Below are 13984 nucleotides of genomic sequence, written 5' to 3' on the forward strand. Positions count from 1 at the left end.
TAAGTCCAAACTTTTTTGGGAATATAAAGATATAGAGAAATATATTGAGGTTAATGCTATGTCAAAAGAGAAAATAAAAGTATACCTCTACACAAGAGTATCTACATCAATACAGATAGATGGCTATTCTTTAGAGGCGCAAAAAACAAGAATGAAGGCTTTCGCCCTTTATAATGATTATGAGATTGTTGGTGAATACGAAGATGCAGGTAAGTCTGGAAAATCTATAGAAGGTAGAGCTCAGTTTACTCGTATGATGGAAGATATAAAATCCGGAAAGGATGGAGTGTCTTTCGTTCTTGTATTTAAATTATCGAGATTTGCAAGAAATGCTGCTGATGTTTTATCAACTCTACAAACGATGCAAGATTTCGGAGTCAATTTGATTTGTGTTGAGGATGGGATTGATTCATCTAAAGATGCTGGTAAATTGATGATCTCTGTTTTGTCAGCAGTGGCTGAAATAGAAAGAGAAAACATTCGTGTCCAAACAATGGAAGGTCGTATTCAAAAGGCAAGAGAGGGAAAATGGAACGGAGGCTTTGCTCCGTATGGATATAAACTTGTCGATGGTAAGTTGTTGATCAATGAGGAAGAAGCAGTTGCAATAAGAACTATTTTTGAACAATATGTGAATACAACCATTGGAGCAAACGGACTTTCTAAATATTTAGAGAATCATGGAATAAGGAAAATTCCAAGACAGAATGGAAAAAATCCATTATTCGATGCGGGGCTTATAAGAAAGATATTAAAGAATCCTGTATATAAAGGAAAGATAGCTTTTGGAAGAAGAACTTTAGAAAAAGTTCATGGTACAAGAAATGAATATAAGCAAGTTGAACAAGATGAATATTTAATAGCTGAAGGTATTCATGAAGCTATAATTTCTGATGAGTTGTGGCAAGCTGCTCAGGTTAAGTTAAAATCTCAAGCAAAAAAATATGAGCATGTGAATAAGGGAAAAGATGTTAGAACCCATTTGTTATCAGGAATTGTAAAATGTCCGATATGTGGAGTGGGAATGTTTGGAAACAAGTGTATCAAGAAAAAGAAAGATGGAACAAAGTATAAAGATTTTTATTACTATGGCTGTAAACATAGGCAGATGATAAGAGGTCATAAGTGTACTTTCAGTAAGCAAATCAGAGAAGAATTGTTAGATGATGCAGTTGCTGAGTTAATTATAAAGATAGTAAGCAACCCAAAATTTGCTTCTATAATGCAAGAAAAAATCAACATGAAGGTGGATACCTCTGAAATAGAAAAAGAAATTGATAATTACCAAAAGGAATTAAGGAAAAGTCATTCGATAAAATTTAAGCTTATAGAAGAAATTGACAATTTGAATGTTGATGATAAACACTATAAGCGAAGAAAACAGGATTTAGACGATAGACTCTATCGTATGTATGACAAAATTGAAGAATTAGAATCATTGTTAATTGATGCGAAAGCAAAAAAACAAGCTATTGAAGCTGAAAAACTTACAGGAGATAATATATATAAAGTTCTGATTTATTTTGATAAACTCTACAATGTAATGAATGATGTAGAGCGTAGACAGTTAATTACAGCTTTGATTTCTGAAATTCAAATTTACGAAGAAAAGCAACCGAATGGACAGTGGCTAAAATCAATTACTTTTAAGCTTCCTATCATTGATGAAGATTTAAATATAAGTTTGGACAATGATAAGCAAGTTGATGAATCCTACCCCAACGACTTGCATGGCAACATCATTTGAAATACCGAAGAGACTACAAGCAACAGGAATGAGCAAAAGAGAACCACCTGCCACCCCGGAAGCACCATAAGCAGAGATAGCGGCGACAATACTGAGGATTAATGCTGTCGCAAAGTCAATCGAAATGCCTAATGTATTGACTGCAGCAAGGGTGAGCACATTGATGGTAATAGCTGCTCCAGCCATGTTAATAGTGGCACCAAGAGGAATAGAAACGGAATAAGTATCTTTGTTGAGTCCTAGTTCTTCACAAAGTTTCATGTTGACAGGAATATTAGCAGCTGAACTACGTGTGAAGAAAGCTGTCACACCACTGACTTTTAAACACCGCAAAACAAGTGGGTAGGGATTTTTTCTCATCAGAACAAAGGCAATGAAAGGGTTGACGACCAGAGCTACAAAAAGCATGATAGCGATTAAAACTGCTAATAAGCTGCCATAGTTAGCCAACACCGCCAACCCTTTGTCAGAAATCGTCTTAAAGACCAAACCAAGAATTCCAAAAAGAGCCAGATTGATAATCCATTCAACGACCTTAGAGGTTACACTTGCCATAGTTTGCAAAAGCTCTTTACTGCTTTTGCTGGCTTCACGCATGGCAAGTCCAAATACCACAGCCCAAGATAATATTCCAATATAGTTTGCGGTGATGAGAGCATTGACTGGATTGTCCACTACTTTGAGCAATAAATTACTGAGGACTTGCCCAATCCCATCTGGTGGTGTAATCTTGGTCTTTGACGCTGTGAGTGTGATATGTAAAGGAAAAAGGTAGTGAGCTAGCACTGCGACTAAAGCTGCTGAGAATGTTCCCAAAAGATACAAGATAATGATAGTTTTCATGTTGGTTTCTTGCCCTTTTCGATGTTGTGATAGAGCATTGGTCACCAAAGCAAAAACCAACAGTGGAGCAATGCCCTTTAAGCCACCAACAAATATATCTCCCAATAAGCCAATTGCTGACACCTTAGGACAGGTCAAGCCGAGGACAGCCCCTAATGCAATCCCGATAGCAATACGCTTAATCAAACTAGATTTTTTCCAAGCCAAAACTATTCTTTTCATATCATATAATCCCTTCATGATCATAATGTCTCCCATTATAGTATGAATATTCTGAAAAATCAATCTGTTTTAGATAGAATACACTGGGGGGAGTTCGCATTCCCCTGATTCAATTAGGCTTAGATATGGTATAATAGAAATAAGCAGGAGGTGACCTATGTTATTTGCGAACAAGAATGTATTCTCTCGCTACTTTGAAAAATTCAACTGGTCTAATTTGTTAGATGACGTCTTTAGCAAGCTCGTCTCACTCGTGCTATTGCTAGCTCTCTTTTACCTCGCTAAAAAGTTGGTACATGTACTCGTAAGAAAGATTATCTCACCCTCTTTGAAACTCTCCAGTCAAGACGAAGGGCGGCAAAAGACCCTCACTCGTTTGATTGAAAATTTGCTGAATTACACCCTTTACTTTTTCTTGATCTATTGGATATTGGCGATTTTAGGCTTGCCGGTGTCTAGTTTACTAGCAGGAGCTGGGATTGCTGGGGTGGCAATCGGGATGGGAGCGCAAGGCTTCTTGTCTGATTTAGTCAATGGTTTCTTTATTTTGTTGGAGCGGCAGTTGGATGTCGGAGACAGCGTTCGCCTGACCAATGGCTCGATTAAAATCGCAGGAACGGTTGTGAGCATCGGAATTCGGACGACACAAGTGCGCGATGCAGATGGCACTTTGCATTACGTTCCTAATCGCAACATTACCGTCGTCAGCAATCTCTCACGCGGCAATATGCGAGCGCTCATTGATATTCCATTATACGCTCAGACGGATTTGGAGAAGGTCACTCGGATTATCCAGCAGGTCAATCAAGAATATGCGGGCGATCAAGTAGAAATTTTGCAGGAACCGACGATTTTAGGTCCGCAAGTTAGCGAAAATGGTCAATTTTATTTTCGTATTAGTATCACCGTCCAAAGTGGTAGCCAAAGCACCGTTTACCATCAATTTTACAGGCTGTATCATGACGCTTTATTAAAGGAAGGAATTGATTTGCCAACCATTTATGCACCAGCGTAAGCAGAAAGGAGATTATTATGGAAGAACAAGTACCGCATGAAATAACGACCCCTGCCGGTCACGTCTATCGCTTGAAACAGCCCCTGTATAAGCAGCCTTTGTTTTGGACGACCATCGTTAGCTGTGTCATGCTTGTATTCATGACCCTCGTGGTGGCTGGTTTAAGTATTTTTAACTTTGCCTTTCTAGGGCATGGTGCTCGAACTGCAGTTTATCAAGATAGTTATAAACATCACCGTCTGGGAGACAGCGTGCGTTTTAAAAATGGAATGAAAATCACTGTTCAATACATTCATGTGGACTCCAAAGAGCGGATGAAAGGGCAAGCAACAGGAACAACGATTACCGCCAAGGTCATTATCGAAAATACCTCTAGCGAATCTCTCCCTCTCAATGTCTATGATTTTGATTTACAAGACGAAATGGGAGAATCCTATGTTTTGGATGACGCTACTTTTGACACTGCCAACATAAAAGAGGAACTTGCGGCGGGCGAAAAGGTGGAATGGAAGCTGATGTATGACGGTGAGGACGGCTCGCAGCAGCCCTATACTCTCGCTTATGACAATGTCAGGTGGGGAGAAACCAAAAGCGTGAAGTTTTAGAAATAGCGATTGATTGCTTATTTCAGCAGAAGAACAGTAAAAGGCTGTGGACGAATCTGTCCACAGCCTTTTATCATGCATGTTCGTTTAAACAATCCCTTGAGCAATCATAGCATTGGCGACATTTTCAAAAGCAGCGATGTTTGCTCCTGCTAGATAGTCTTTGCCAAGATTGTAGTTTTCAGCAGTTGTTTTAGCAGTGTTGAAGATGTTGGTCATAATGTCTTTCAGACGAGTGTCTACTTCTTCACGCGTCCATGAGAGACGGAGACTATTTTGGCTCATTTCGAGTGCAGATACAGCAACTCCACCAGCATTGGAGGCTTTAGCAGGACCATAAAGGAGATTATGTTCTTTGTAAACAGCAATGGCGTCAAGATTACTTGGCATGTTAGCACCTTCTGATACACAGCGAACTCCTTGAGCAACCAAGCGTTTTGCTGCTTCACCGTTGATTTCATTTTGAGTAGCACATGGCAAGGCAATGTCGAATGCACCTTCGTAAGTCCAGACAGAGCCTTCGTAATAAGTAGCACTTGCTCTTTCAGCAGCGTATTCTGTCAGGCGAGCACGGCGTTTTACTTTCACATCTACCAGAAGATCAAAGTCAACTCCGTCCTTGTCAATGATATAGCCATTTGAATCAGACACAGAAATGACTTTAGCACCGAGGGCGGTTGCTTTTTGCACAGCATATTGAGCTACATTTCCGGCACCAGATACGACAACAGTCTTTCCGTCAAAACTTTCACCGTTTGCTTTGAGCATTTCTTGCGTATAGTAAACAAGACCGTAACCAGTTGCTTCTGGGCGGATTAGAGAACCTCCAAATCCAAGTGGTTTACCAGTCAAGACACCAGCATCAAATTGGCGTAGGCGTTTGTATTGTCCGTAAAGATAGCCAATCTCGCGTCCACCGACCCCAATATCACCAGCAGGAACGTCAAGAGAAGGGCCAATGTATTTTTGCAATTCTGTCATGAAGCTTTGGCAGAAACGCATCACTTCAGCATCTGTCTTGCCTTTCGGATCAAAGTCAGACCCACCTTTACCACCTCCGATTGGTAGTCCAGTCAAAACATTTTTAAAGATTTGTTCAAATCCGAGAAATTTCAAAATCCCTTGATTAACCGTTGGGTGGAAACGAAGACCGCCCTTATATGGTCCAACTGCGGAATTAAATTGCACGCGGTAACCGCGATTGACTTGAACCTTGCCGTCGCGATCAACCCAAGGGACGCGGAAGCTAATCACACGTTCTGGCTCGGTAATGCGTGCCAAAATGTTTTCTTCGATGTATTCAGGATGTTTTTCAAAAACGGGCTCAAGTGTGTTTAAAAATTCTTCCACCGCTTGCAGAAATTCTGCTTCGTGAGCATTGCGAGCTTTCACAGCTTCAAAAGTGTTTTGGATATATTCTTTAGCAGTTGTCATAGACTTCTCCTTAAATAAGATACGAGGACGGTTAAAAGTCGTACAAAAATAGGAGGCTGACGCCGTGTTCGATGAACACAAGGGAGCCTATCTTTTTTGCCAGACTTTCGCCTGAGTTCAGTGTATATTATATTTTGTTACGTGTGTCATTATAGCAGAAATTTTTTGTGCTGTAAAGAAAAAAAGTTGAATTTTCTGAAAATTCCAACATATAACTTTACAACAAACTCTTGCTCAACAAAAATTCATTTGCTTATCCCGAACATTTTTTCCTTCTATTCCGTTAAAAGAGTCAGATTTTTGCTTTTAATGGTACAATAGAAAAAATGAAAGGAGTATTTCATGTCATCAACTCAAACACAAATCGCTGGTTTTTCTTTTGACAACTGCCTGATGAATGCGGCTGGAGTGGCCTGCATGACGATTGAAGAGTTAGAAGAAGTCAAAGACTCAGCTGCGGGAACCTTTGTCACCAAAACAGCTACTTTGCAAGCGCGAGCAGGAAATCCCGAACCTCGCTACCAAGATGTGCCGCTTGGCTCGATCAATTCAATGGGGCTACCCAATCATGGATTGGATTATTATCTGGAGTATTTGTTAGAATTACAAAAAACAGAGCCCAATCGAACCTTCTTTTTATCTCTTGTGGGGCTATCTTCCGAAGAAACCCATGCTCTTTTGAAAAAGGTGCAAGATAGTGATTTTAAAGGCTTAACCGAGCTCAATCTATCTTGTCCCAATGTTCCCGGCAAACCACAGATCGCTTATGATTTTGAGACGACGGAAAAGATCTTGAGTGAAGTGTTTGACTATTTCACCAAGCCACTAGGCATTAAATTGCCACCATATTTTGATATGGCACATTTTGATCAAGCGGCAGCTATTTTTAACAAATTTCCTCTTTGCTTTGTCAACTGTGTCAATTCAATTGGTAACGGGCTGTATATTAACGCTGAAACAGTTGTCATTCGTCCGAAAAAAGGCTTTGGTGGTATTGGTGGTGAATACATCAAACCAACTGCACTTGCTAATGTTCATGCTTTTTATCAACGACTTAATCCTTCGATTCAAATCATCGGTACGGGCGGTGTATTGACAGGGCGGGACGCTTTTGAGCACATTCTTTGCGGAGCCAGTATGGTGCAAGTCGGAACAACGCTGCATAAAGAAGGTGTAGGAGTTTTTGAGCGTATTACTGAGGAGCTGAAAGCAATCATGTTAGAAAAAGGCTATGAAAGCATAGAAGATTTCCGTGGGAAGTTGCACTATCTGGATTAAACCAGAGTGGTATTTAACAGTTCATTGCCATATCATTCTCAAGAAAGTTCTAATCAAATTCTTATAACATTTTAGGAATTTGTGAGAAAATAAGAACAAAGAAATGAGGTGTTTTTATGGCTGAAATTTATCTAGCAGGTGGCTGCTTTTGGGGCTTGGAAGAATATTTTTCCTGTATCACAGGTGTGACTGATACGACTGTCGGCTATGCCAATGGGCAGGTAGAATCCACTAATTATCAGCTGATTCATCAAACTGACCATGCTGAAACCGTTCAGGTGATTTATGATGAAAATCTGGTTAGCTTGCGAGAAATTCTGCTCTACTATTTCCGTGTGATTGATCCGCTGTCTATCAATAAGCAAGGAAATGATGTCGGACGTCAATACCGCACAGGGATTTATTATACAAAAGATATTGATGTATCAGTTATTAACGAAGTCGTGAAAGAGCAAGAGCGTCAATTCGGTCAGAAGATTGCAGTGGAAGTAGAACCGCTGCGCCATTATGTATTGGCAGAGGATTATCATCAAGATTACCTCAAGAAAAATCCTGGTGGTTATTGCCATATCAATGTTAATGACGCCTATCAGCCTTTAGTGGATCCGGGACAGTATGAGAAACCGAGTGAAAATGCTTTAAAGGAAAACTTGTCCGAGGAAGCCTATCAGGTCACTCAACATGCTGCAACCGAACGACCATTTCATAACGAATATTTTGCAACGTTTGAAGAAGGCATTTATGTGGATGTGACAACGGGAGAACCGCTTTTCTTTGCCGGTGATAAATTTGATTCTGGTTGTGGTTGGCCGAGTTTTACAAGACCAATTGCCAAAGATGTGATTAAGTATTATCAAGATAAAAGTCATGGTATGGAGCGGATTGAGGTGCGGTCGCGTTCAGGAAATGCACACTTAGGCCACGTTTTCACAGACGGTCCACAGGAACAAGGCGGACTTCGCTATTGTATCAATTCCGCAGCACTGCGCTTCATTAAAAAAGAAGATATGAGAACTGCAGGATATGGCTATTTGCTTTCATATATGAAGTAAAGTCAATAAACGCACAGTGTAAGCTAGACAGTCTTGGTTGCTTCACAATCACTTATAAATACAGGGCTGAGACAACAATCGCCAGTTTCAAAACTAATTATGTACGAAACAAATGTTGTAGTGATTGATTGCTCAAAGTATTGCAGATAGGATTTGCGGAGTAAATTTCAATGTTTTTCCTATTTTTTAAAGCTTGCTATTTGGTGTGGATTTTGCTACAATAACTAAAAAATTCAATGAAAACATATAATCTCCATAATAGGGTTGGAGAGTTTCTACCGTCTTACCGTAAATAAGCGTGGCTTTGTCCTTAGTTATGTTGTCAAATACAAATAGAGCATAAGGTGAATGTGAAATGAGTATCCATACGGCTTTTGTTTTTGCGATTGCTGCTAACGATGCACAGTAATTGAACATCATCTTATGGCTCTTGTTTAAAGGAGAAGCGATGAAAGCATTTAAACAAGTGAATTTGGTGACATGTGACGCAGATTTTCATGTCTATCGGAATGGGCTGTTGGTGGTAAACGAGGACAAGATTGTTTATTGTGGGAATGAGGATGCCACTTGGGAAGCGCGGGCAGATGAGACGGTAGATTGTGAGGGAGCCTGGCTTATGCCTAGTCTAGTCAATTGCCATACCCACTCTGCTATGACCACCCTTCGTGGCATTCGAGACGACAGCAATCTCCATGAATGGCTAGAAGATTATATCTGGCCGGCAGAAAGCGAGTTTACACCAGAGGTGACAACAAAAGCTGTCAAGCTGGCACTTACAGAAATGCTTCAGACTGGGACGACGACTTTTAATGATATGTACAATCCCAACGGTGTTGAAATTGGGCAGATTCATGAAGTGGTGGAACGCTCTAAAATGCGTTGTTATTTTTCACCGACTTTGTTTAGCTCCGATATGGAGACGGCAGAAGAAACCTTAGCGCGTACTCGGACTATTATTGAGGAAATTCTGTCCTACAACGATGATCGCTTTAAAGTAATGGTAGCACCACATGCGCCATATAGTTGCAGTAAGGATTTGCTAAAAGGAAGCTTGGAGCTGGCGCGTGAATTACAGCTGAAATTGCATATCCATGTGGCAGAAACACAAGCAGAAAATGGCATAATTTTAGAGCGCTATGGAAAACGCCCACTTGCTTTCTTGAAAGAATTAGGCTATCTGGAACATGAGGGGATTTTTGCCCACGGTGTGGAATTAAATGAGCGAGAAATTGAAGAACTAACAGCCTCTAAGATTCATATCGCCCACAATCCCATCAGCAATCTCAAATTAGCATCTGGCATTGCTCCCGTAACAGACTTGATTCAAGCTGGCGTGACAGTCGGACTTGCAACGGACTCGGTCGCTTCCAACAATAATTTGGATATGTTTGAAGAAAGTCGTACCGCTGCTCTTTTACAAAAAATGCGCACAGGTGACGCCACTCAATTTACTATTGAGCAGGTTTTGAAAACAATGACAATTGAAGGTGCCAAAGCACTCGGCATGGATGATCAAATCGGCAGCCTAGAAGTTGGCAAACAAGCAGATTTTTTAATCATTCAGCCAAAAGGTAAAGTACACTTGTATCCAGAAGAAAAGATGCTTTCCCATCTCATCTATGCTGTCAAGGGAAATGATGTTAAAGATGTCTATATAGCAGGTGAGCAAGTTGTAAAAGACGGACAAGTCCTGACGATGGATGTAGTTATGTAAAAATGAAAGTTCTAAAGGAATCTTTGAAGAACCTCTTTGACACAATAGAGGTTCTTTCTTTATAAATATTTCAGACAAATTAGTAAGTCCATCTTGTATTGTATAGTAAAAATTAGAGGTTCGTAACAATTGTTCTAACCTCTAATTTTTGTAATAAGTATAACAAGCTTATGAGCCATAATGAAGCTAAATGGATAAAAATTCCTTTTGCAGACAAAGCGCAACGCCAGCTGTTGCACCAGTGAAGTCATTGTAAGGCTCGATAATGAGTTCAGGCAAGTCTTTGAAGAGTAGTTTTGGTTGTTGGGAGATTTCTTGATAGAAAGCTGCAATGACTTTGTCATCAGTCAAGATGGGACTGTGCAGATAAATTTTCTTTGCATCAATCATCATGCTAAGGTTTAGCAGGGATTGTGCCAAATACTTAAATGCCAAATGCAGGAGATTGAGAATAGCTTGGTCTCCTAAGTTATATGCTGTGAGGATAGTTTGAACCGTGATCTCTTCTTTATCTGTGACAAGTGATTTTAAATGTGTCAACTCGGCAGTTTTAAAGATGATTTTTGCTTTTTTTATCAGCCAGCTTTCACTAGCATAAGTCTGCAAACAGCCTCTGCGTCCACAACCACAGACTTCTCCGTCAGGACAAACGACGGTATGACCAATTTCGCCGATGACAATATTGCTTTTGCCGTAGATTTTGCCATTGTACATATAAGAGCAGTGCATACCCCGTGCAAAATGAAAATAGATAAAATTCTCATCCAGTTGGTAAGCAGAAAAAAGGCGCTTTGCTAGTGCCATGCAATTGACATTATTAGAAAAGTAAATTGGAAAAGAAAACTCGTTTTTAATCTTCGCTAGATCAAATTGTTTCCATGTTTGATTGTTTGTTGTAATCAAATCATTGTGCAAATAGCGTCCAGGGATAGCAACTCCCACGGCTTGAATTGTATAGGAATTGTTCCGAAAAATGAATTGTTCAAGTAAATGACAAAATAAATCAGCGCCTTCTGCTAGAATTTTTTCCAAGCTGACAGTTGCTTTCTCTTTATCAATCACATTTCCCGTATTATCACTCAACACAAAAGAAAAGTATTTTTCAGACAGTTCACAGCCGATGAAATAAGAGTGCTGTTTTTTTATACCCAAGAGGATTTTCTTGCGTCCGACTTTTGCGTGTTCTTCATCTTCCCCCAGCTCATACAGCAGTTTTTCTTGGATCAAACTTCCTGTAATCGCACTAACTGTAGCGGGAGTAATGCCCGTCTCTTTTGAAATATCAATGCGAGAAATTGGCCCCTTGGCGTAAATTTTATCTAAAATAATTGTTCGTAATTCAGCTTGTTTTTTCGTTTGATTCATTATCTACCATCCTTCCCTGCATCTATTATATATTGATTATAAAAAATTATCAAATATAAGTGAAAGCGCTTGACTTTTTGGAATAATTGTTTTAAAATATAATTAAAAAGCGAGATAAAGTTGATTTTGTCTGCTATTTAATAATATATTATAATCAAAGGAGATTGTAAAGATGGATAAATTTTTACAAGCAAAACTAATGCCTATTGCTATTAAGTTGGGGAACAATAAAGGCTTAGTAGCAATTCGGGATGGCATTACGCTTGCAGTGCCATTACTGTTGATTGGTTCTTTGTTTATGGTCATTGCTAGTTTTCCTGTTCCAGGATGGGAAGCTTATTTGACAAAAATTGGGGTTTCTGCCTATCTATGGAAAGGCGTGGATAGTAGTTTTGGTCTGATTGGTTTGGTAGCCAGTTTTGGGATTGCTTACTATATGAGCCGCCAATACAAAGTGGATGGGATTCCTTCTGGGATTATATCGCTTGCTGCCTTTATCACAGTGACACCATTCCTTGCTACTAAAACAGGAAACGGTGTTCCTACAGCATTTTTAGCTTCACAAGGCCTTTTTGTAGCAATCATTCTTGGTTTAGTGAATGGTTATATCTATCAATGGTTCATCAATCATAATGTCCAAATTAAAATGCCTGATGGTGTTCCACCGGCAGTTTCAAAAAGTTTCAGCGCCATTATTCCAGGTGCAGTGATTATCACAGGCTGGTTGTTGGTTTATGCCCTCTTAGCTAGTCTAAAACTGCCAAACCTACATGCTGTAGCACAGACTGTCTTAGGAAAACCGTTAGGTTTGCTTGGCAATAATTTATTTGGTTTGATAATTCTAGTTGCTTTAAATAGTTCATTCTGGTTTGTTGGACTTCATGGAGGAAATGTTGTCAATGCGGTTATGAAACCATTGTGGCTTTCGAATCTCGATGCCAATAAAGTTGCTTATCAAGCAGGGGAAAAACTACCGCATATCTTTACCAGTGTCTTTATGGATAATTTCGTCTTCATTGGCGGTGGCGGCGCAACTATTGGCTTGGTATTAGCGATTGGTTATTTGGCGAAAAAGAGAAAATCAAGCAAGCAGATCAAAACACTGGCACCTATTACAGTGGTTTCAGGTTTGTTCAATATCAATGAGCCAACGATGTTTGGTGTTCCAATTGTCTTAAATATCTTGCTTCTGTTCCCATTCATTTTGGCACCGATTGCGAATCTCATCGTTGCATGGTCATCCATGGCAAGTGGTCTTGTACCGTTAACATATACTGACCCAGGTTGGACAACTCCTCCGATTATTAGTGGCTTGCTGGCAACGGGAAGTTTTAAAGCGTCTATTTTACAAGCTGTTCTTATTGTGATTGATATTTTAATCTATATTCCATTTGTAATTACTATTGAAAAACGCTTTAAAGCAGAAGAAAATCAGTAGGGAGATGAGAATATGAAACGATTAATTAGTGCAAATCCTTCGGAAATTTTGAATATGACAGCCCAAGAGCTCAAGCAAAGCATTCAAGCGAGTGAAGGGCGAGTTGTTTTATCCGAAAATGTTGTCATTCGTGAAACCTTTGTCGGAGATATCACCAATGCTGAAATTGCAAGAGCTTTCGGCGCAGATATGATTTTACTGAATTGTTTAGATGTTTTTAATCCAAAGATCTTTGGATTGGACTGTGAAGACAGTCAAGTGGTTCGAGAGCTCCATCGCTTAGTCGGAGCACCAATCGGGGTCAATCTAGAACCTGTTGATTTGCAAGCAGATATGTTGGAAGAAGTGCAAGTGATTGCTGCTGGTCGACAAGCCAGTCAAGCTTCTTTTGAGCAAATCGAAAAATTAGGTTTTGATTTTGTTTGTTTGACAGGAAATCCCGGTACAGGAGTTAGCAATAAAGAAATTGTTGCTGCGGTGAAATTGGCTAAACAATATTTCTCAGGTTTGATTATAGCTGGGAAAATGCACGGTGCAGGAGTGTCTGAGCCGGTTGCAGATCTTCAGACAGCTGAACAATTATTAGAAGCGGGTGCAGATGTGATTTTGGTGCCAGCCGTTGGAACGGTTCCTGCTTTCAACGATGAAGAAATGAGAGCTGTCGTAGATCTAGTACATAGTAAAAGAGGTTTAGTCTTAAGCGCTATTGGGACTAGTCAAGAGACATCAGATGTGGATACGATTAAACAAATCGCACTTCGTAATAAAATTTGTGGTGTGGATATTCAACATATTGGGGATGCAGGCTATGGTGGTTTGGCAGTAGTGGATAATATTTATGCACTGAGCAATACTATTCGTGGTGTTCGACATACTGTGTCACGTTTAGCAAGATCCGTTAATCGGTAGAGAGTAATTATTTGATAAAATAGAAGGAGTAAACATGGCTAAAACAACCATTATGTTAGCATGTGCTGCGGGTATGAGTACCAGCTTGCTTGTTACAAAAATGCAAGCTGCAGCCGATGAAAAAGGATTAGATGCAGAGATTTTTGCAGTCCCAGCTCAAGAAGTGGACGATATAATTTTGGAGAAAAAAGTAGATGTTTTGCTATTAGGACCGCAAGTTCGGTATCTATTAGAGCAATTTACGGAAAAATTGAAAGATAAAAACATTCCAACTGGAGTTATCCCAATGGTGGATTATGGCATGATGAACGGTTCAAAGGTATTGGCATTAGCTGAGGAACTGATCGAAGGCTAGAGGTTCG

Annotated in this window: 11 protein-coding genes, 1 pseudogene and 1 riboswitch; of the genes and pseudogenes, 9 read left to right on the plus strand and 3 right to left on the minus strand. The window is 39.8% G+C overall.

The window, feature by feature from the left end:
- Window positions 1–58 precede the first annotated feature (58 nt).
- Entirely contained in the window at window positions 59–1747 is a 1689-nt protein-coding gene (locus ANG_RS02155) for a recombinase family protein (protein WP_025271605.1), read from the plus strand.
- Here the strand turns inward: ANG_RS02155 and sstT are convergent.
- Window positions 1706–2812 (minus strand): annotated as a pseudogene (gene sstT / locus ANG_RS02160) (serine/threonine transporter SstT); the annotation flags it as partial. The gene ANG_RS02155 and the pseudogene sstT sit on opposite strands and share 42 nt — an antisense overlap.
- Before the next feature lie 157 nt (window positions 2813–2969).
- Here sstT and ANG_RS02165 point away from each other — a divergent pair.
- Both ANG_RS02165 and ANG_RS02170 read left to right on the plus strand, forming a co-directional pair.
- A complete protein-coding gene (locus ANG_RS02165; RefSeq protein ID WP_025271607.1) occupies window positions 2970–3827 on the plus strand; it encodes a mechanosensitive ion channel family protein in 858 nt (285 codons plus the stop codon).
- 17 nt (window positions 3828–3844) lie between these two features.
- Window positions 3845–4432, plus strand: a complete 588-nt coding sequence (locus ANG_RS02170; protein WP_025271608.1) for a DUF4352 domain-containing protein — start codon at window positions 3845–3847, stop codon at window positions 4430–4432.
- Window positions 4433–4519: 87 nt separating this feature from the next.
- Here the strand turns inward: ANG_RS02170 and gdhA are convergent, their stop codons facing one another.
- The gene (gdhA, locus tag ANG_RS02175) at window positions 4520–5866 is read right to left on the minus strand and encodes an NADP-specific glutamate dehydrogenase (RefSeq protein ID WP_025271609.1); all 1347 of its coding nucleotides are present in this window, start codon (window positions 5864–5866) and stop codon (window positions 4520–4522) included.
- Window positions 5867–6208: 342 nt separating this feature from the next.
- Here gdhA and ANG_RS02180 point away from each other — a divergent pair, with 342 nt between their 5' ends.
- The 3 genes from ANG_RS02180 (at window position 6209) to ANG_RS02195 (ending at window position 9910) form a co-directional block, all read left to right on the plus strand.
- Window positions 6209–7144 carry a dihydroorotate oxidase gene (locus tag ANG_RS02180; RefSeq protein ID WP_003038863.1) on the plus strand — a complete coding sequence of 312 codons (936 nt, stop codon included), beginning with the start codon at window positions 6209–6211 and terminating at the stop codon, window positions 7142–7144.
- Between the two features lie 116 nt (window positions 7145–7260).
- Entirely contained in the window at window positions 7261–8196 is a 936-nt protein-coding gene (msrB, locus tag ANG_RS02185) for a peptide-methionine (R)-S-oxide reductase MsrB (RefSeq protein ID WP_025271610.1), read from the plus strand.
- Between the two features lie 222 nt (window positions 8197–8418).
- Window positions 8419–8521, plus strand: a riboswitch (purine riboswitch).
- A gap of 123 nt (window positions 8522–8644) precedes the next feature.
- A complete protein-coding gene (locus ANG_RS02195) occupies window positions 8645–9910 on the plus strand; it encodes a TRZ/ATZ family protein (protein ID WP_020999831.1) in 1266 nt (421 codons plus the stop codon).
- A gap of 186 nt (window positions 9911–10096) precedes the next feature.
- On the opposite strand, the gene ANG_RS02200 is transcribed toward ANG_RS02195, so the two are convergent.
- Complete coding sequence (locus tag ANG_RS02200) at window positions 10097–11275, minus strand: ROK family transcriptional regulator (RefSeq protein WP_020999830.1); 1179 nt, start codon at window positions 11273–11275, stop codon at window positions 10097–10099.
- A 172-nt stretch (window positions 11276–11447) separates the two neighbouring features.
- Here ANG_RS02200 and ANG_RS02205 point away from each other — a divergent pair, with 172 nt between their 5' ends.
- Genes ANG_RS02205 through ANG_RS02215 form a run of 3 tightly spaced genes read left to right on the plus strand, consistent with a single transcriptional unit; the run spans window position 11448 to window position 13977 of the window.
- A complete protein-coding gene (locus ANG_RS02205; RefSeq protein ID WP_025271612.1) occupies window positions 11448–12713 on the plus strand; it encodes a PTS sugar transporter subunit IIC in 1266 nt (421 codons plus the stop codon).
- A 12-nt stretch (window positions 12714–12725) separates the two neighbouring features.
- The gene (locus ANG_RS02210) at window positions 12726–13622 is read left to right on the plus strand and encodes a DUF7916 family protein (RefSeq protein WP_020999828.1); all 897 of its coding nucleotides are present in this window, start codon (window positions 12726–12728) and stop codon (window positions 13620–13622) included.
- A 34-nt stretch (window positions 13623–13656) separates the two neighbouring features.
- A complete protein-coding gene (locus ANG_RS02215) occupies window positions 13657–13977 on the plus strand; it encodes a PTS sugar transporter subunit IIB (protein WP_003038890.1) in 321 nt (106 codons plus the stop codon).
- The last annotated feature ends 7 nt before the right edge of the window (window positions 13978–13984 follow it).

It is taken from the genome of Streptococcus anginosus subsp. whileyi MAS624 (assembly GCF_000478925.1).
GTDB classification, from domain to species: Bacteria; Bacillota; Bacilli; order Lactobacillales; family Streptococcaceae; genus Streptococcus; species Streptococcus whileyi.

Coding starts and splice junctions, on each gene's coding strand:
- ANG_RS02205 (WP_025271612.1), top strand. CDS start 11,448: ATGGATAAATTTTTACAAGCAAAACTAATGCCTATTGCTATTAAGTTG.
- ANG_RS02155 (WP_025271605.1), top strand. CDS start 59: ATGTCAAAAGAGAAAATAAAAGTATACCTCTACACAAGAGTATCTACA.
- ANG_RS02165 (WP_025271607.1), top strand. CDS start 2,970: ATGTTATTTGCGAACAAGAATGTATTCTCTCGCTACTTTGAAAAATTC.
- ANG_RS02180 (WP_003038863.1), top strand. CDS start 6,209: ATGTCATCAACTCAAACACAAATCGCTGGTTTTTCTTTTGACAACTGC.
- ANG_RS02210 (WP_020999828.1), top strand. CDS start 12,726: ATGAAACGATTAATTAGTGCAAATCCTTCGGAAATTTTGAATATGACA.
- ANG_RS02195 (WP_020999831.1), top strand. CDS start 8,645: ATGAAAGCATTTAAACAAGTGAATTTGGTGACATGTGACGCAGATTTT.
- ANG_RS02170 (WP_025271608.1), top strand. CDS start 3,845: ATGGAAGAACAAGTACCGCATGAAATAACGACCCCTGCCGGTCACGTC.
- ANG_RS02200 (WP_020999830.1), bottom strand. CDS start 11,275: ATGAATCAAACGAAAAAACAAGCTGAATTACGAACAATTATTTTAGAT.
- msrB (WP_025271610.1), top strand. CDS start 7,261: ATGGCTGAAATTTATCTAGCAGGTGGCTGCTTTTGGGGCTTGGAAGAA.
- gdhA (WP_025271609.1), bottom strand. CDS start 5,866: ATGACAACTGCTAAAGAATATATCCAAAACACTTTTGAAGCTGTGAAA.
- ANG_RS02215 (WP_003038890.1), top strand. CDS start 13,657: ATGGCTAAAACAACCATTATGTTAGCATGTGCTGCGGGTATGAGTACC.